Raw genomic sequence first — 18,867 nt, forward strand, 5'->3', positions numbered from 1 at the left:
TTTGAAGGGAGAATACGAATGTATTTACATGGTAATAGTCGAATTAATAATGAAGGACATTTAGAAATCGGAGGTTGTGATACTGTAGATTTAGTAAAAAATTACGGTACCCCTCTATACATTTATGACGAAGCATTAATTGAATCAAAATGTAGGGAATTCCATGAAGCTTTAAGAGAAACGGGAATGAAGTATCAAGTTGCTTACGCGAGTAAAGCGTTTCTATGTGTTGAACAAGCCCGCTTAATAGAAAGAGAAGGTCTATGTCTAGATGTTGTTTCTGGTGGAGAGTTATATACAGCTTTGCAAGCTGGTTATCCAGCTGATAAAATTCACTTTCACGGAAACAATAAAACAATTGAAGAAATTGAAGAAGCTTTAAATGCAAAAATCGGTTGTTTTGTAGTCGATAATTTCTTTGAGCTAGAAATATTACAGGCCTTAGCTGAACAACGTAATGAAGAAGTATCAATCTTGTTACGTGTTACGCCAGGTGTTGAAGCACATACACATGAATATGTAATGACCGGTCAAGAAGATTCCAAATTTGGATTCGATATTATGTCTGGTCAAGCTAATGAAGCAGTTGAAGTTTCTTTAAAATCAACTAACCTAAAATTATTAGGAGTGCATTCACATATAGGATCTCAAATTTTCGAACCAGATGGATTTGTTCATGCAATCAATGTATTAATGAGCTTTTTAAATGGTCTTAAAAACGATTTAGGTTTTACAGCTGAAATATTAAATGTAGGTGGAGGCTTTGGTATTCGCTATACTTCAGAAGATGAGCCTTTAGCTGTTGCTAAACATATAGAAAAAATTACGAATATAATTAAACAACAATGTGAAGAGTTAGACTACAAATTACCTGAATTATGGTTAGAGCCAGGACGCAGTATTGTTGGTGAAGCTGGAACAACACTTTATACAATTGGTTCAACAAAAACGCTTCCTTCAATTCGTAAATATGTATCTGTTGACGGGGGAATGACTGATAATATTCGTCCTGCACTATACGGATCAAAATATGAAGCGATGCTTGCAAATCGAGCAAATGATGAGAATAAAGAAGTTGTTTCAATTGCTGGTAAATGTTGTGAAAGTGGCGATATGTTAATTTGGGATTGTAATTTACCTGTTGTACAAAACAATGATTTATTAGCTGTATCTTGCACTGGTGCATATGGCTATTCAATGGCTAATAATTATAACCGTATCCGTCGCCCAGCCGTAGTATTTGTTAAAGATGGTGTTTCAAGAGAAGTAGTTCGTCGAGAAACATATGAAGATTTAGTTAGAAATGACAGAGTTTACATCGAAAACTCTAGTAGATAATTAACAAACTTGTGTTAAGTGTCTCAGGTACTGACACTTCTATATTATATAGAAGTGTTTTATTTCGTTTTCCTTAATAAAAGATGATAATTTATCGACATATAAAGACATATTTATCATTTATATTACAATATTGTAACAATTGCGACTCTCTTCGGGAATCTATGGTATAAATATTTACGTAGATTAGCGAGAGGAGAAACGCTGAAATGTTAAGAAAAAAACTAGCAGTGCTGGCGATGGCAAGTACAATAGTATTATCATTAGCGCCAAATGCTTCAGTATTAGCTGATAGCAAAGTTGAAAAAAAGCAAGCTGAAGTAGATAAGTTCCAATCACAATTTAAAGAATTAAGCAACGAGATAGAGAAAATAGATCAACAAATTAAAACAACTAAGAATAACATAGAAGCAAAAAAAGCAGAAATTTCTGAAACAGAAGAAATTATTAAAGATAAAAAAGCGAGAATTACATATTTACAAGACAGAATTCAAAAACGTAACGATTTATTAGAGGATCGTTTAGTTGCAATGCAAAAGCAACCAAAAGTTAATCTAGTAACAGACGTTTTATTTAATTCTGACTCAATCGTAGACTTCTTTAATCGAGTAAACTCAATTTCAACACTTTTTGAAGCTGATGAAAATATCATTAAAGAACAAAAGTCTGAACAAGCAGAAGTAGTAAAAGAAAAACAACTTGTTGATGAGAAGAAAGAAACTTTAGTAACAGCAAAAGAAGATTTAGTTGCTCAACAAAGTGAACTTTCAAAATCACAAGCTGAAAAACAAAAATCATTAAATACTGCTGAAGCTAACTTAAAGCTAGCAGTTAAAGAATTAGAGAATGCTAAAGAAGATGAGAGAGTTCAACGTCTTGAGCAGCAATCTCTTGAACTAGCTGCATTATCTAGCGATGATGAAGAAGATGACAGCGTTAGCACTCCAGTTACTAAATCTAGTTCAAATTCTGATTCGAACTCGAATTCAAATTCTAGTTCAGATTCTAAACCTAAATCAGATTCAAATGATGATGGTCCAGCAGCAACTGGAAACTCACTTGTAGATTATGCTTTACAATTCCAAGGGGTACCTTATGTATTTGGTGGAACGTCTCCAAGTGGTTTTGATTGCAGTGGTTTCATCTGGTATGTATATTCACATAATGGATATGGTATCTCTCGTGGAAATGTAAAAACATATTGGAGCAATGCGACAAAAATCAGTTCTCCACAACCTGGTGACCTAGTATTCTTACAAAATACTTATATTAATGGTCCTTCACATATGGGTATTTACATTGGTGGAAATAAAATGGTTCATGCTGGAAGTAAAGGGATCAGTGTAATCAGCTTAAGTAATAGCTGGGTTCGTTCTCACTTCTTAGGCTATGGAAAATTCTAATAGTTTATTAACCTCGTATTATATTTAGTATAGTACGAGGTTTTTTATATTGTCTTATGGGAAAATCAAAAAGGTATAAGCTTTTAGCTTATACCTTTTTGGTTTGAAACCTGTTCTTTTAGTAAATCACGTATTTCAATAAGTAGAGCTTCTTCTTTAGTAGGAACAACAGGTTTTGCTTCTTCTATTTCTTTCTTTCTAAATGAAAGTCTATTAATGAATCGAACAAAGAAAAATACTGAAATTGAGATGATAAAGAAGTCGACTACTGTTTGGATAAATGAGCCATATTTAATTTGAGTATCATTGTATGTGTACATTAATTTTGAGAAATCTACACCACCAGAGATCAATCCGATTAGAGGCATCATAATATCGCCAACTAAAGAAGATACAATCTTACCGAAAGCACCCCCAATAATTACCCCGACTGCTAAATCAAGCACATTTCCTTTTAAAGCAAACTTTTTAAATTCTGCAAACATCTTATATCCTCCTGTGTAATTATCGTATAAGTTTACATACAAATTTTAATTCTTTCAAGATAGCAATTGGTCTTTTTTAAGCAAAAATATTTATATCACCTTCTAGATATGGTAAATATAATTAATGACAATTTTTAGGAGGAGTAAAGGTATGGGCACAGAATTGGCTACATTTGCTGGTGGATGTTTTTGGTGTATGGTAAAACCGTTTGATCAACAGGAAGGTATTATAAAAGTTGTTTCAGGCTATACAGGTGGGGAAAAAGAAAACCCAACATATGAAGAAGTATGCACTCATTTAACAGGTCATTATGAAGCTGTTCAAATTACATTTGATCCAGAAGTCTATCCGTATGAAAAATTATTGGACTTATTTTGGCAACAAATTGATCCAACAGATGTAGGTGGACAATTTAATGATCGAGGTAGCTCATATAAAACTGCAATTTTCTATCATAATGAAAGTCAAAAAGAGCAAGCGCTAGCTTCGAAAGATAAACTAGAGAAAAGTGGCATTTTCAAGAAACCAATTGTAACTGAAATTATACCTGCAAAACCATTTTATGAAGCAGAAGAATATCATCAGCATTATTATAAAAAGCACCCGGTTCGTTACCAACTTTACTTTAAAGGATCTGGTCGTCAAAAATTTTTAAAGGAACACTGGAAAACGGGCCAAGAGGAGCTTAAGCAAAGGCTAACACCAATTCAGTATGCTGTTACTCAGGAAGATGCAACTGAGCCACCATTTAGGAATGAGTTCTGGAATCATAAAGAAAAAGGAATCTATGTTGATATCGTATCAGGACTTCCTTTATTTAGCTCATTAGACAAATTTGATTCAGGCTGTGGATGGCCAAGTTTTACAAAGCCGATTTTAAAAGGTGAAATTGAAGAGAAGAAGGATTATAGCCATGGGATGTTGCGTATTGAAGTCAGAAGTTCTGAAGCTGACTCGCATCTAGGGCATGTATTTGATGATGGGCCTGGTCCTGAGGGACTTCGCTACTGCATAAACTCTGCGGCATTAAGATTTGTTCCATATGAAAAAATGGATGAAGAGGGCTATGGCAATTATAAGAGTATTTTTCTAAAATAAACTCTAAGGATATTTAACTTAGTATGATTTAATTGAAATAATTAAAATTTGAACTTGAACCGGGATGTCTATTCGTCTCGGTTTTTTTGTTTGTTTATTTAGAAGGGGGGTATTTATCTAACTTGATTATTAGTTTCTTACTATTTGTACAAATATTTTCTAAAAAGATTTCTGAAAATATTTACAATTATGAAATAAGTGTGTTAATATAAAAGTGTCACAAAGTTGTCACAAATTAGGTATTGCAATTCACAAAAAAGACGAAAACAGGAGGTTAATCATTATGAAGCGAACTGATTATGAAATCGTTGAAACATATACTCAATATTCTGGTATTGCCTTTTTTATTGGTCTTATTCTTTTTTTACTATATTTCACTGGAAGCGGTTTCTTACATACGGGCGTAAGCTTAACGGTGAGCATAGTATTGATGGGCTCTTGTTCAACCTTATTTCTATTAGGTACTTTTTTGGGATTGATGTTCTCAATTTCTTCAAAAGAACAAGCTTAAAAGTTAAAAAAGAGTGGGTGTTCAAATGGCGATAAGTCAATTTGAACGCCCTTTTGTTTTGTATAACATATTTTATCGGATAAGTGTATAAAGTAATTGGAAACTTAAAATTCTTCCGAAACGATTAAAATATGGAAGTTATGATGCACTAGGAGGTGCCGCTTAAGGATGAATTTTTTTAAAAAGTTAAAAGGTATGGACCGTAATGTGTGGATTCGAGTGATTGGAGAAACGATTACGAGTAGTGCAATGATGATGCTTATGCCATTTTTTGCACTCTACCTAGAAGGAAAAGTTGATTCAATGCTAAAGGTAGGATTTATTATGTCAATTTCACCTATAGCATCATTATTTGGTTCGATGGCTGGTGGTAGACTCGCAGATTTATATGGTCGAAAGCGTATGATGGTTTTTTCAACGCTTGGAACATCTCTTATTTTAGTATCCTTTGCTTTAGCAGAAGGCTATACAGCATTTTTAATTTTATCAATTTTACTAGGTATTAGTAACTCGTTCTTTAGTCCCGCAGCTTCTGCTATGGTAGCTGATGTAACTAAACCAGAGAAAAGAACAGAAGCATATGGATTATTAAGGGTTGGAAGTAATGTAGGTACTGTAATCGGTCCGTTATTAGGAAGTTCAGTTGTTTACTTTTCGAAAGACAGTTTATTTTATATTGCAGCAATCACTTTAGGGCTATATAGTATTGCACAGTTATTACTATTAAAAGAAACACTTCCTGCAGAAAAGAATGTTAAAGAAAAGAATGAAGTAACAAAAATACCTTTTAAAAAGGTTATGAAAATTATTAGATCTGATAAATTATTAATTTTTTACGTAGCAACAGGTGTGATTATTTCAATGGGTTTCTCACAAATTGAGGGGATGCTACCACTTTATTTTAAACAAACCTTTCAATCCCATTTTGGTATGTGGAATCCTTACCCATTTTTAATGTCACTTAATGGATTGTTAGTTGTTCTTTTGCAATTTCCGATTTCTAGTTATTTATCGAATCGTTCAATTGGAAAAACGATGTTTTATGGAGCTATCTTATTTGGCTTGGGCATTTTATCGATTGGCCTTGCACCTCTATTATTACTTGAAGTTGGATTAGGTAAGTGGATGATTCTATTTTTCTTAGCAATAATCTTTATATACTATACCTTTGGAGAAATGGTCATGTCGCCAGTTCAAATGACATTTGTAGCGAATATTGCACCTGAAGAGTTAAGAGCGACCTATATGGCCGTTGGTAGTATGAAATATACGATTGGTGGTTTTCTGGGACCTTTATTAGGTGGATTATTATTTGATTTAAAACTTGGAATATGGCTTTTTATAATTCTTGGAACAGGAGTTGTACTTTCAGGAATAATGTATCAATCACTTGATGAAAAAGTAGCGATTAGAGATAATCAAAAAGGTATAGCGCAATAGGTCTAAGGGCGCTTGTTTCTTTGCTACTACATCAAATGAGCGGTTCTTATTGCTCTTGTCGGAGTGCAAGAAAATGCTTGCAATCAGTCTAAAAATTCAAGTTTCTGTAAAACTAAGTATAGCTTAAGTGGAGCTATGCTTTTTATGGTTGTAAAGAAATCACAAAAAAGATATCATTGCATATGTTGTAAAGAAAAATAGGTTTCTACCCATAAAAGCTTATACACATTTGTATAAAGTGGTACAATAGGGAGAGCAAAAAATAGTAGGGGGAACATCATGAAGATTAAGTTAGGATTATTATATGGCGGTAAATCTGCTGAACACAAAGTATCATTACAAACAGCTTTTGCCGTTATTTCTGCCTTAGATCACACAAAATTTGATGTGTATCCAATTTATATAACAGAACAAGGCGAATGGTTACAAGGGAAACAAATTGAGGGGAAAGTAGAAAGTGTTGCAGCTTTAAAATTCTCAAATGAAGATCAACATGTAAATGAAATCGCTCCTGTCGCGTTAACTTCATCAATTATTCCTGCAGCTTCAAATCAAGATTCAACTGGCCCGGTTGACGTTATTTTCCCATTATTACATGGACCAAATGGTGAAGATGGAACTGTTCAAGGTTTACTTGAGCTATTAAATATTCCTTATGTAGGAAATGGTGTATTAGCTTCAGCGGCTGGTATGGATAAAGTGATAATGAAAAACTTATTTGCTCAGGCTGGAATTCCTCAAGCTAAATATGTACATTTCTTAAAAACAGAGTGGAAATCAAATGCAGAGTCTTGCTATGAAGTAGTCGAGAAAGAATTAGGCTATCCTGTATTTGTTAAACCTGCAAACTTGGGTTCAAGTGTTGGTATTACGAAAGCTAAGAATCGTGAAGCATTAATGGCTTCATTTGAAGAAGCATTCCAATTTGACCGTAAAATAATTATCGAAGAAAATATTGTTGGACGTGAAATTGAAATTGCTGTATTAGGTAACGATCAAGTTGAATGTTCTGTTGTTGGTGAAATCAAACCATCAGTAGAATTTTATGATTATACTGCTAAATATGAGAGTGGGGATACTGGTCTAATTATCCCAGCACCTGTAGAAACTGAAACATATGAAAAAATTAAGCATTATGCAGAAGTTGCGTTCAAAGCAATTGATGGATCAGGCTTAACTCGTGCTGATTTCTTTGTAACAGAAGATGGTGGCGTATTAATGAATGAAGTTAATACAATGCCTGGATTTACTCCGTTCAGTATGTATCCTCAATTATGGCAGGCTACGGGATTAACTTATCCAAAATTAATTGAAAAATTAATAGACCTAGCAATTGAACGTTACGAACAAAAACAACAAATTAAATATAATATTTAACAATTGAAAACACTATTCATGGTTGAATAGTGTTTTCATGTGAATAGAAGAAAAAAGCTATAGAAGAGGAGTCGGTGACAATGTCAATCGTACGTACTTTATCTCAAATCGTTAACATGATCCCTGGTAGCGAATTAAAGGGTGAAGATTTAACAATCAACGGAGTTTCAACAGACTCTCGTGTAGATTTGAATGGAAAATTATTTATACCGCTGATTGGTGAAAAATTCGATGCACATCAATTTATACCTCAAGCAATTGAAAATGGTGCTAGTGCAGTGCTTTGTTCTAGAAAATTTTCGAATGTACCAACAAACGCATCTGTCATCTTAGTTGATGATACTTTAGAAGCATTACAAAAACTGTCTAAATCATATTTAAGTGAGTGGAATGGTAAAATAGTTGGTATTACAGGAAGTAATGGAAAAACATCGACAAAAGATATTTTAACTAGCATTCTTTCAGCAAAATATAAAGTACATAAAACACAAGGGAACTTTAATAATCATATCGGACTTCCGTTAACAGTATTAGCGATGGCTGAAGATACAGAGGTTGCTGTCTTAGAAATGGGTATGAGCAATTTTGGAGAAATTGAATTTTTATCTAATTTAGCTGAACCTGACGCGGCAATCATTACAAACATCGGTGAGTCGCATATGCAAGAACTAGGTTCAAGAGCTGGGATCGCAAAGGCGAAGCTTGAGATTGCCAGCGGACTATCAAAAAATGGATTACTTGTCATTAATGGTGATGAACCACTATTAATCGAAGGTACAAAAGACAAAAACTCAATCTATACAATCGAAACTTTTGGTTTAAGCGAAAGCAATGATGTATACCCAACATTTATTGAAATGAATGAATCAGGTAGTGAATTTGAAATAAATAAAGCTAAGGATGTCCGTTTTAAATTGGGCGTACTAGGCAAACATAATATTAGTAATACAATGGCAGCTATTGCAGTTGCGAGAAAGTTCTCATTAACATGGGATGAAATCAATTCGGGTATGCAGAATTTAGAAATGACAAAAATGCGTATGGAACTATTAAAGAATGAAAATGGAATAACAATTATTAATGATGCCTATAATGCAAGTGTTACATCTATGAAAGCGGCTCTTTTATTTGCTTCAGAACTAAAAGGTTATAATCGAAAATTTGTTGTATTTGGCGACATGTTAGAATTAGGTGATCAAGAAATTGCTTTTCATGAAGAAATTGGAGAAGAAGTTGTAAATCTTCATTTCGATTTTCTCTATACTTTTGGACCATTAAGTAAATTTGCAGCAACGTCAGCTTTTGAACAGATGGACTCTTCAAGAGTAAAAAGCTTCGAAGATAAAAATAAGTTAATTGAAGATTTATTACAACAAGTTGGACCAAATGACCTAGTATTAGTTAAAGGTTCTAGGGGAATGAAATTAGAAGAAGTTGTAAATGCGTTAGTAAACCAAGGGTAAGCAAATAATCAAAGGAGGGGAAGGCAGAAGAAATAGGAATAGAAGTTTTCTTATTCCTTTGTTCTGCTCTTCACTTCTTGCGTGTAAAAATATACAAAGTGAAAACTTTATTCTCATAATTTAACAAATGAAAACTGTTCGTAATATAAGTTGTGAAAAAGGTTATAAACTAAGAATTTACGGAGAAAATATCTATATTCCAAACGTTATTTATAGTTTAAAGACCAAATTGTTAGAATATAACTTCATTTGCTTTTTAGGCGGAATGTCCGTATAATGAGTAGATATTGTTTCTTTTCATGATACTTCGGACAATTGTTTTCCACTAAAAACGAACCTTCCTTATGAACAGTCACGAAACATATAATTTTAAATAGATTTTTTATAGATCATTTTTATAGATCAATTGAGATACAAAGGAGATTAACCAAATTGACAACATTTCAAGAATTAGGATTAAGTAGTAAGATCCTGTTTGCGATTGAAAAATTAGGCTTCGAGGAAGCTACACCAATTCAAGCGCAGACTATTCCATTAGCAAAACAAGGCCATGATGTAATTGGTCAAGCGCAAACTGGTACTGGTAAAACTGCCGCTTTTGGTGTTCCATTGCTAGAGAAAATTGATGTAGATAGCAACAATGTTCAAGGACTTGTAATCGCACCTACACGTGAATTAGCAATCCAAGTTGGTGAAGAATTACACAAAATTGGTATGAACAAAGGTGTAAAAATCCTTCCGATCTACGGTGGACAAGACATTAACCGTCAAATGCGTTCATTAAAAAAATTCCCACATATTATTGTTGGAACTCCTGGTCGTATTCAAGACCATATTAACCGTCGTACAATCCGTCTTAATAACGTTAATACAGTGGTATTAGATGAAGCGGATGAAATGTTAAATATGGGATTCATTGAAGATATTGAAGCGATTTTAAAAGAAGTTCCTGAAAACAAACAAACACTTCTTTTCTCTGCTACAATGCCAGATCCAATTCGTCGCATTGCAGAAACTTTTATGACAAATCCTCAAATCGTAAAAGTTCAAGCTAAAGAAGTTACAATGCCAAACATTGAACAACATTTTATTGAAGTTCAAGAAAAGAAAAAATTTGACGTTCTTACACGTTTATTAGATATTCAAACTCCAGAATTAGCAATTATTTTTGGTCGTACAAAACGTCGTGTTGATGAATTATCTGAAGCGTTAAACCTACGTGGTTATGCAGCTGAAGGTATTCATGGTGATTTATCACAAGCAAAACGTGAGCAAGTACTTCGTAAATTTAAATCTGGTTCAATTGATGTTTTGGTTGCAACGGACGTAGCAGCGCGTGGATTAGATATTTCTGGTGTAACACACGTTTATAACTTTGATATTCCTCAAGATCCTGAAAGCTATGTACACCGTATCGGACGTACAGGTCGTGCTGGAAAATCAGGTATTGCGATGTTATTCATCACTCCGCGTGAGTTTAATCAATTAAAAAATATTGAACGTACAACTAAACGTCGTATGGAACGTATGACGGCACCTACATTGGATGAAGCAATTGAAAGTCAACAACGTATCATTGCTGAAAAATTAACTTCAACAATGGAAAGTGATAACTTAGCATTCTACAAACGTATTGCTGAAGAATTACTTGAAGAACATGATTCAGTAAGTGTTGTTGCAGCTGCTTTAAAAATGCTAACAAAAGAACCAAATGAAACGCCAATCCGATTAACTGATGAACCACCAATGGTGAAACGTGACCGTGGACGTGGTGGGAACGGCGGAGGTGGATTCCGTCGTGGCGAAAACAAACGTGGCGGAGGAGACAATCGTCGTGGTGGTGGAGACCGCCGTGGAGATAGTCGCCGTGGAGATAGAGAAGGAAACCGTGGTGGAAACTTCCGTGGCAAACGTAGTGAGGGTTCTCGCGATGCAAACCGTGGCGGACAACGTAGACACCAAGATAGCAATAAATAAGATAAAATATAAGGTGCATGGGATACCCCATGTGCCTTTTTGTATGTGAATACAAATATTTGATGCTCAGACTGATTGAAAACCTTGTCAGTTGAGGTACAAAGTCTGATGAAGAACGAAGGTTATCTTAGACAGTTTTGATCACCGAAGGCAGGATGGAACGATGAAGGTGAGTGCTTGTCATTAGTTTGTATGGTATACGAAAAAATCCATTAACTTAATTCTTATATTTAAGATAAATACCTGTGTGAATTTGGGCAGATTCCATAAACTAATCAAAAACAGATGAGAGTTGGAATAAAAATGCTTGTAAGACTTGGGTATGTCGCAATGAGTATGAATTTACAAAATGCCTCACCTTCAAAAACAATGACAGTTGCACAATTTTTAAAGCAAAAGGATAAAGATGCGGCTATTCGTAAGCTAGAACAAATATCAAAAACGAATATAAATAACTGTTTGAGATTACTTAAGCACAACAAGGCACATGATATATCTTTTTTTCGCCTGAGTAGTAAATTAATCCCTTTAGCAAACCATGAAGAAGTAGCAGATTGGAATTACATAAAGCCATTAAAGGAAAGTTTATTTGAGCTAGGTAACTTTGCAATTACGAATGAAATGAGGATTGATTTTCATCCAGATCATTTCGTAATCTTAAACTCAACTGATGAAGAACTATTAAAAACATCGTTAAAAACCTTAAAAATGCATTATCAGCTTTTAAAAGCGATGAAGATTAATACAGAACAACGATGTGTCCTCCATATTGGTGGAGGGTATGATGATAAGGAAAAATCGCTGGAACAATTAATAGAGAATTTTAGCCTTGTTCCTGCGCAAATTCAAAAAATGCTAATGTTTGAAAATGATGATACTACCTTTACGTTTGATGAAACCTTATTTGCCTGTGAAAAATTAGGAGTACCAATTGTATTTGACTACCATCATCATCTAGTTAATCATTCAAATGAAGATTGGGTAAAAAATTGGGGTTATGCAGTCGATACATGGAAGGCTTCAAACTTGCCTATGAAAATGCATATTTCAAGTCCTAGAGATGAGAAAGACATACGTGCTCATGCTGATTTTGTGGACCCTACCATGTTTATGACATTTTTAAATGAAATTTATGGCTCGGTTAGGCAAATTGATTGTATGATTGAAGCAAAACAAAAAGATAATGCACTATTTCAACTAATGGATGATCTGAGAGCTCATTCGTCTATTGAAATAATTAATGATTCAAGCTTTTATTTTAAACCGTAGTACTCGAAAGTTAGGGTGAGGAAATATGATCGTAGGTATTGGATTAGATTTAGTAGAAATTGAACGAATGAATGAAATTATAAGCTCGCAGCCACGGTTTGCGAAAAGGATTTTAACTGAAGCAGAATATGAAATATACAAAAACTTATCAGAACGAAGGAAACTTGAATTTTTATCAGGAAGATTCGCCGCAAAAGAAGCTTGTTCAAAAGCTTTTGGTACAGGAATTGGGAAAGAATTAGGATTTCATGATATTGAAATCTTAAATGACGAAAAAGGTAAGCCTGTTTTAACCGTTGATTTACCCTTTATACCGTTTTTATCAATTACGCATACTGAACATTATGCTGCTGCTCAAGTGGTCTTACAGCAAATATAATGCCCTTTTAAACAGTCACTCTTTTGAGTGGCTTTTCTTTTTATTTCTCGAAGTAGTTGCTAAATTTTAGGGATTAATTATATACCATTGTCTTCACTTACAGCCCTCGCCAATCAGAGCGTTTTCTTTAAATTTTTAAATTAGCTTGTCATGCTAGTCTGCATATTTTAGAGCTTGACCTCATATAGTTTCATGAGGATATGAGAAGCAAGGTTGCAACGTGCATGAATAAATCTAGATTTTACTTCTAAGCTACTCGCGCACATTTATTCATAAGCCTTTGCATAAAATTCTCTTTTTTACAATTTAAGAGGAATAAAGGAGCTGGGGAGATGAAGAAAAAGCTTGTAGCGATGCTTTTGACAATCATGTTAGTACTATCATTGGCTGCATGTGGCAAGAAATCGAAAGACGATGTTGTAGGTTCTCTTAGCAATCAAATGGAGAAAATGAATGGCTATAAGGCTGATGCAACATTAACAATTAATAATGGGAATGATCCTCAAAAGTATGAAGTAGTCATTTGGCATAAAAAGCCATCTTACTACCGCGTACAATTAAAAAATGCTAAGAGTGATCAAAACCAAATTATTTTACGAAACAAAGAGGGTGTGTTTGTTTTAACGCCAGCATTAAATAAAAGCTATCGCTTCCAAAGTGATTGGCCATCAAACAGCAGTCAGCCGTATTTACCGGAATCATTAGTTAATGACTTAGTACAAGATAAGAATGCCACGTTTAAAACAACTAAGCAAGGATATGTGTTTGAAACAAAAACAAATTACACAAATAGACAATTGCTCCCAACACAAGAAATTACGTTTAATAAAAAAGGTCTGACACCTGAATCAGTAAAACTATTAGATACAGATAAAAATGTTGTGTTGGATGTTAAATTTGATAAAGTACAATATAATGCGAAGTTTGATAATGATGCTTTTGATGTGAAGAAAAATATGACAAGCGCTCGGTTAAGTGTACCTACTTCTACAAATCCAAATAATGATCCAAATTTACTAGTTACACTTTACCCTAATTATTTAATGAAGGGTGTTGTGTTAGATGATCAACAAGAAGTAAAAACAGACAATGGTGTTCAGGTTATTCTTTCATATAAAGGTAATAAAAAATCGTTTACTTTAATAGAGGAAAAAGCACGAATTTCAGAGTCTGGAACAACGATGGAAATCACTGGCGAACCAGTAGATTTAGGTAAAACGGTAGGAGCGTTATCAGATAAGATGATCACATGGTCATACGGTGGAACAGATTTCACGATTGTTTCTAAAAACTTAACTCAAGAAGAGTTAATTCAAGTAGCCCAATCAGTCGGAGATACAGGCACAAAATAATATTTTTTTCAAACTTAAAAGGGCGTGATGATGCTTTATCACGCCTTTTTAAATTTTAAATAAACTATAAATGAGTAGTATATTGGTTGACATTTATAGTAAAATAAGCAAATAATTTTACACATATAAAAAAAGAGTAATGGGTATATCGATAAGGAAGTGTAGTTCATGACAGAAACATCATTTTATCGCGACACTTGGGTAGAAGTAGATTTAGATGCAATTGAGGAAAACATCAAAAATATTGTATCGCTTTACCCTAATCATCAAGAAATATATGTAGCTTTAAAAGCGAATGCATATGGACATGGTTACGTTGAAGTAGCGAAACAAGCATTGAAGTCTGGAGCAACAAGATTATTAGTTGCTTTTATTGATGAAGGGATTTATCTGCGCAACGCGGGTATAGATGCGCCGATATTAGTGTTAGGAGCAACTAGACCAGAGGATATTAACGTTGCAATCAAGAATAAATTAACTTTAACGGCATATAATGTTGATTGGTTAGAAGGTATTTCTAAAAATCTAAAAAACACAGATCGTATAATGATTCATATTAAATTTGATACTGGGATGGGTAGATTAGGCCTAAAAACAAAATCTGAATGGGAGCAAGCTGCATCGATCTTACGAAAAAATCCATCAATTATACTGGAAGGTTTGTTTACACATTTCGCTACTGCTGATGAGCTAAATAGATCCTATTTTAATGAGCAAGTAGATAAATTTTATGAATGTATAGAATGGGTTAAGAGCAGTGGATTCTCACCAGAGCTAATTCATTGTGCAAATAGTGCAGCGGCTGCATTAGAAACAAACTTATTTAATACTGTACGTGTTGGTATTATCATGTATGGTTTAACTCCATCTTTAGAAATAAAACCAATGTTACCATTTGCATTAAAGCCAGCACTATCGCTTTATACGAAAATCTCTCATATTAAGCAATTACCAGCTAATAGTGGTATAAGTTATGGTGCAACGTATTTTACTTCTGATTCTGAGTGGATTGCGACGTTACCAGTTGGGTATGCAGATGGCTGGCTTAGAGATATGCAAGGATTTTCTGTGTTGGTTGAAGGTGTAAAGGCAGAAATCGTTGGTAGAGTTTGTATGGATCAGTGTATGATCAAGCTTTCTAAACATTATCCTGTTGGTACAAAAGTAACTTTAATAGGAGAAAGTAAGGATGGAGCTGTAACGGCTGAGGAAGTCGCTACACATATGAATACAATCAATTATGAAGTAACTTGCCTTATAAATCATAGAGTACCAAGGGTATATAAAAAGAATGGAAATATTAAGTCCATAAGTAATTATCTAGTATCAGATTAATTGTAATTTGATGTATTAAAGTATGAAACACTGTTATTTGGTTAAGATAAACGAAGATATGTGTCTTTCCAATCACTGAAAAGAATGGTATGATGTAGTATAGGGAGATATATGGGTAATAGTTGATTCTGGAGGTGCTGAAACTTGTCCGAACTAAATGCGACAACTGAAATAACAGTACGTTTACCAAAACATGTAGTAAGCGAACTAGATGGATTAGTAAAGCAAGAAAACGGTAATCGAAATGAGTATATTTATCAAGCGACTAAGATGTTTTTAAAAGATCGTAAAAGACGCCAAAGTCGCGAACAAATGCGACGTGGATACATGGAAATGGCTAAAATCAACTTATTAATATCTTCTGAGTCATTCTATGCTGAGTCTGAAGCGGATTCTAAAGTGGAGCGCTTAGTTAGCGGGGGGTAATCACTTGATAGTAAAACGTGGCGACGTATATTTTGCAGACCTTTCCCCTGTAGTTGGCTCAGAACAAGGTGGAGTTCGTCCGGTTCTCATAATACAAAATGATATCGGTAATCGTTTTAGTCCTACCGTTATAGTCGCTGCGATTACAGCACAAATCCAAAAAGCAAAGCTTCCAACACATGTTGAAATCGATGCTAAAAAATATGGATTTGAACGTGATTCGGTTATACTACTAGAACAAATTCGAACGATTGACAAACAACGATTAACCGATAAGATAACACATCTTGATGATGAGATGATGGATCAGGTTGACGAAGCGTTGCAAATCAGTTTAGGACTTGTTGATTTTTAAAGTTGCTTTTATAGCAGCTTTACCTACATAGATTATAATAAATTGTTTTGTAACCCTTTCGTCTTGAAAGGGTTATTTTAGGTCCTTTGAAACTACCAAAAATTGGAGGCGTTATTTTTGTCACAACAATTGATTAATAAAATTGCATCTGATTTATCGATTACTTCAAAACAAGTAGCTACCGTAATTGAATTAAAGGAAGAAGGAAATACGATTCCCTTTATTGCCAGGTATCGAAAAGAAAAAACGGGTTCTCTTGATGAGGTCCAAATTCATTCCATTTTAGAAAAATATGAGTATGCTGTAAATCTTCAAACGAGAAAAGATGAAGTAATCCGTTTAATTGAGGAAAAAGGAAAACTGACTGATGACTTACGTAAAAGTATTATTTTAGCGAAAAAGTTACAAGAAGTTGAAGATTTATACCGACCATATAAAGAAAAAAGAAGAACTCGCGCTACAGTTGCAAAAGATAAAGGGTTAGAGCCTTTTGCAGAATGGTTATTTTCAATGCCAAATGAAGGTTCACTTGCGGATGAAGCGCTAAAATACATAAATGTTGAACTAGAAGTGAATACAGTCGATGAAGTTATTCAAGGTGGAAAAGATATTATTGCGGAATGGATTGCAGACGATGCTGCTTATCGTAAGTGGATTCGTGAAGTTACCTTCAAAAAAGGAACGATTGACAGTACGGTAAAAGATTCCGAAAAAGACGAGAAAAAAGTATACGAAATGTATTATGAGTACTCTGAACCAATTTCAAAGATTGTTCCACATAGAATACTAGCAATGAATCGTGCTGAAAAAGAAGATATTTTAAAGGTTGCAATTCAATCTCCTTATGATGAGATTATTTTTTATTTAGAAAAAAGAGTAATTACAAAGGACACTTTTGTACGACCAATCTTAATGGAAGTCGTTGAAGATGCGTATAAAAGATTAATTCAGCCTTCAATTGAAAGAGAGATTCGTAAAGAATTATCCGAAAAAGCTGATTCACACGCGATTACTATTTTCTCAGAAAACTTGCGTTCATTATTACTGCAACCACCATTAAAAGGGAAAATCGTGCTAGGAGTAGACCCTGCATTTCGTACTGGTTGTAAATTAGCAGTAGTAGACGAGACGGGCAAAGTACTCAAAATAGATGTGATTTACCCTCATCCTTTTAAAGGAGAAAGGGAAGAGGTTCAAAGAAATAAAAGAGAACAAGCAGTTACAAAAATTAAAGATATTCTTATAAAATATAAAATAGAAATGATCGCAATTGGAAATGGTACAGCTTCGAGAGAAACAGAGCTGTTTATATCTGGAATTTTAAAAGAAATGAAAAATAATACTTATTATGTAATCGTAAATGAAGCTGGCGCAAGTGTTTATTCAGCATCTGAGCTAGCAAGAGAAGAGTTCCCTGATTTCCAAGTAGAAGAACGAAGTGCAGTATCTATTGCAAGACGACTACAAGATCCGTTAGCAGAACTAGTAAAAATTGATCCGAAATCTGTTGGGGTAGGATTATATCAACACGATGTATCTCAAAAGAGCTTAAATGAATCATTATCATTTGTTGTTGAAACTTCTGTTAACCAAGTTGGTGTAAATGTAAACACAGCATCAGTTTCATTACTTCAATACGTATCGGGCTTGTCCAAAACAGTAGCGAAAAATATTGTTAATTACCGTGACGAAAAAGGGAAAATTACAAACCGAAAAGAGCTTAAAACAATACCTAGATTAGGCGCAAAAACGTATGAGCAATGTATTGGATTTTTACGTGTTCTAGAAGGAGATGAGCCTTTAGACCGTACAAGTATTCACCCGGAGAGCTACGTACAAGTAAAAAAATTATTAAAGCAATTAAATTTCTCAACTAGTCAAATTGGTTCAAATGAATTGAAAGAACAGCTAAAAACGATTAATTTAAAAGAAGTATCAGAGCAACTTGATATTGGTGAAATTACGCTAAAAGATATTTTAGCATCATTAATGCAACCTGAAAGAGATTTACGAGATGAATTAGCAGCACCAATCCTTCGCCAAGATGTTCTTCAAATTGAAGACCTAAAAATAGGGATGGAGCTTGAAGGAACAGTAAGAAACGTAGTCGATTTTGGTGCATTTGTTGATATTGGACTAAAGAACGATGGTCTTGTTCATATCTCTAGAATGAGTAGCAAATTTATTAAGCATCCGCTTGATGTTGTATCGGTTGGTCAAGTAGTAAAAGTATGGATTGCTGATGTAGACCAAAAGAAACAAAGAGTAGGTTTATCTATGCTACCAATTGAATCGAAAGAAATCGTCAAAGCTTAATTTTTTGATAATAAAACCAACATTGATTCAATAATTTAATTTGATAACGGTTTTTTTCATAAAACGCTTTTTGCATTTGAGATTTAAGCCAACTAGGCATTACCATGATAAAACCTCCAACTTAAAAATCTTCGCCCATCTTTTTTTGAGGATGGGCGATGAAATAAATGAGTGAGGGGTAACCTTCCGATACATTGTATAAAAAGGATAACTGAATTGTTCATTTTAATAGTAATAATTACGCCGTTGTAGAGAGATTTACTAAGAGCAGCCCATTTAGCATAAATCGTACTAATAAGATCTTTTGAAATTCTCATTTGTAAGTTTAATGTATGCGCATAC

At 34.0% G+C, this 18,867-nt stretch carries 17 protein-coding genes; 15 read left to right on the forward strand and 2 right to left on the reverse strand.

The genetic code is table 11. The annotated features are described in order from the left end of the window. Window positions 1-18 precede the first annotated feature (18 nt). Both lysA and MY490_RS01215 read left to right on the forward strand, forming a co-directional pair. Window positions 19-1,338, forward strand: coding sequence for a diaminopimelate decarboxylase (lysA, locus tag MY490_RS01210; RefSeq protein WP_248267657.1), 1,320 nt, complete (start codon window positions 19-21; stop codon window positions 1,336-1,338). Window positions 1,339-1,547: 209 nt separating this feature from the next. Further along, on the forward strand, window positions 1,548-2,741 hold the full coding sequence (locus tag MY490_RS01215) for a C40 family peptidase (RefSeq protein ID WP_248267658.1): 1,194 nt from the start codon (window positions 1,548-1,550) through the stop codon (window positions 2,739-2,741). A gap of 83 nt (window positions 2,742-2,824) precedes the next feature. Here MY490_RS01215 and mscL read toward each other — a convergent pair whose 3' ends face one another. Continuing rightward, window positions 2,825-3,226, reverse strand: coding sequence for a large conductance mechanosensitive channel protein MscL (gene mscL, locus MY490_RS01220; RefSeq protein WP_248267659.1), 402 nt, complete (start codon window positions 3,224-3,226; stop codon window positions 2,825-2,827). A gap of 151 nt (window positions 3,227-3,377) precedes the next feature. Here mscL and msrA point away from each other — a divergent pair, with 151 nt between their 5' ends. The 13 genes from msrA (at window position 3,378) to MY490_RS01285 (ending at window position 18,525) form a co-directional block, all read left to right on the forward strand. Continuing rightward, window positions 3,378-4,325, forward strand: a complete 948-nt coding sequence (msrA, locus tag MY490_RS01225; RefSeq protein ID WP_248267660.1) for a peptide-methionine (S)-S-oxide reductase MsrA — start codon at window positions 3,378-3,380, stop codon at window positions 4,323-4,325. A gap of 283 nt (window positions 4,326-4,608) precedes the next feature. After that, window positions 4,609-4,836: a hypothetical protein gene (locus MY490_RS01230; protein ID WP_098232559.1), complete on the forward strand. Its 228-nt coding sequence runs from the start codon at window positions 4,609-4,611 to the stop codon at window positions 4,834-4,836. 168 nt (window positions 4,837-5,004) lie between these two features. Beyond that, complete coding sequence (locus MY490_RS01235) at window positions 5,005-6,276, forward strand: MDR family MFS transporter (protein ID WP_248267661.1); 1,272 nt, start codon at window positions 5,005-5,007, stop codon at window positions 6,274-6,276. 276 nt (window positions 6,277-6,552) lie between these two features. Further along, a complete protein-coding gene (locus MY490_RS01240; RefSeq protein ID WP_141437846.1) occupies window positions 6,553-7,653 on the forward strand; it encodes a D-alanine--D-alanine ligase in 1,101 nt (366 codons plus the stop codon). An 80-nt stretch (window positions 7,654-7,733) separates the two neighbouring features. After that, complete coding sequence (locus MY490_RS01245; RefSeq protein WP_248267662.1) at window positions 7,734-9,116, forward strand: UDP-N-acetylmuramoyl-tripeptide--D-alanyl-D-alanine ligase; 1,383 nt, start codon at window positions 7,734-7,736, stop codon at window positions 9,114-9,116. 432 nt (window positions 9,117-9,548) lie between these two features. After that, window positions 9,549-11,093, forward strand: a complete 1,545-nt coding sequence (locus MY490_RS01250) for a degradosome RNA helicase CshA (RefSeq protein WP_248267663.1) — start codon at window positions 9,549-9,551, stop codon at window positions 11,091-11,093. A 303-nt stretch (window positions 11,094-11,396) separates the two neighbouring features. Then, on the forward strand, window positions 11,397-12,362 hold the full coding sequence (uvsE, locus tag MY490_RS01255; protein WP_248267664.1) for a UV DNA damage repair endonuclease UvsE: 966 nt from the start codon (window positions 11,397-11,399) through the stop codon (window positions 12,360-12,362). Between the two features lie 25 nt (window positions 12,363-12,387). Next, window positions 12,388-12,741: a holo-ACP synthase gene (gene acpS, locus MY490_RS01260; protein ID WP_248267665.1), complete on the forward strand. Its 354-nt coding sequence runs from the start codon at window positions 12,388-12,390 to the stop codon at window positions 12,739-12,741. A gap of 332 nt (window positions 12,742-13,073) precedes the next feature. Further along, window positions 13,074-14,093 (forward strand): outer membrane lipoprotein-sorting protein, encoded by a 1,020-nt coding sequence (locus tag MY490_RS01265; protein ID WP_248267666.1) that lies wholly within the window; start codon window positions 13,074-13,076, stop codon window positions 14,091-14,093. A gap of 168 nt (window positions 14,094-14,261) precedes the next feature. Continuing rightward, entirely contained in the window at window positions 14,262-15,428 is a 1,167-nt protein-coding gene (alr, locus tag MY490_RS01270) for an alanine racemase (RefSeq protein WP_248267667.1), read from the forward strand. A 144-nt stretch (window positions 15,429-15,572) separates the two neighbouring features. After that, on the forward strand, window positions 15,573-15,854 hold the full coding sequence (locus MY490_RS01275) for a CopG family ribbon-helix-helix protein (protein WP_069033898.1): 282 nt from the start codon (window positions 15,573-15,575) through the stop codon (window positions 15,852-15,854). Window positions 15,855-15,858: 4 nt separating this feature from the next. Continuing rightward, window positions 15,859-16,209 (forward strand): type II toxin-antitoxin system endoribonuclease NdoA, encoded by a 351-nt coding sequence (gene ndoA, locus MY490_RS01280; RefSeq protein ID WP_056476047.1) that lies wholly within the window; start codon window positions 15,859-15,861, stop codon window positions 16,207-16,209. Between the two features lie 117 nt (window positions 16,210-16,326). Next, window positions 16,327-18,525 (forward strand): Tex family protein, encoded by a 2,199-nt coding sequence (locus tag MY490_RS01285; RefSeq protein WP_248267668.1) that lies wholly within the window; start codon window positions 16,327-16,329, stop codon window positions 18,523-18,525. Here the strand turns inward: MY490_RS01285 and cmpA are convergent. Further along, window positions 18,515-18,625 (reverse strand): cortex morphogenetic protein CmpA, encoded by a 111-nt coding sequence (gene cmpA / locus MY490_RS01290; protein ID WP_248269293.1) that lies wholly within the window; start codon window positions 18,623-18,625, stop codon window positions 18,515-18,517. The genes MY490_RS01285 and cmpA overlap by 11 nt on opposite strands. Between the last annotated feature and the right edge of the window lie 242 nt (window positions 18,626-18,867).

The sequence above is a fragment of the Gottfriedia acidiceleris genome, assembly GCF_023115465.1.
GTDB classification, from domain to species: Bacteria; Bacillota; Bacilli; order Bacillales; family Bacillaceae_G; genus Gottfriedia; species Gottfriedia acidiceleris_B.

Coding starts and splice junctions, on each gene's coding strand:
- MY490_RS01265 (WP_248267666.1), top strand. CDS start 13,074: ATGAAGAAAAAGCTTGTAGCGATGCTTTTGACAATCATGTTAGTACTA.
- MY490_RS01230 (WP_098232559.1), top strand. CDS start 4,609: ATGAAGCGAACTGATTATGAAATCGTTGAAACATATACTCAATATTCT.
- mscL (WP_248267659.1), bottom strand. CDS start 3,226: ATGTTTGCAGAATTTAAAAAGTTTGCTTTAAAAGGAAATGTGCTTGAT.
- MY490_RS01235 (WP_248267661.1), top strand. CDS start 5,005: ATGAATTTTTTTAAAAAGTTAAAAGGTATGGACCGTAATGTGTGGATT.
- alr (WP_248267667.1), top strand. CDS start 14,262: ATGACAGAAACATCATTTTATCGCGACACTTGGGTAGAAGTAGATTTA.
- acpS (WP_248267665.1), top strand. CDS start 12,388: ATGATCGTAGGTATTGGATTAGATTTAGTAGAAATTGAACGAATGAAT.
- cmpA (WP_248269293.1), bottom strand. CDS start 18,625: ATGCCTAGTTGGCTTAAATCTCAAATGCAAAAAGCGTTTTATGAAAAA.
- msrA (WP_248267660.1), top strand. CDS start 3,378: ATGGGCACAGAATTGGCTACATTTGCTGGTGGATGTTTTTGGTGTATG.
- MY490_RS01215 (WP_248267658.1), top strand. CDS start 1,548: ATGTTAAGAAAAAAACTAGCAGTGCTGGCGATGGCAAGTACAATAGTA.
- lysA (WP_248267657.1), top strand. CDS start 19: ATGTATTTACATGGTAATAGTCGAATTAATAATGAAGGACATTTAGAA.
- uvsE (WP_248267664.1), top strand. CDS start 11,397: ATGCTTGTAAGACTTGGGTATGTCGCAATGAGTATGAATTTACAAAAT.
- MY490_RS01245 (WP_248267662.1), top strand. CDS start 7,734: ATGTCAATCGTACGTACTTTATCTCAAATCGTTAACATGATCCCTGGT.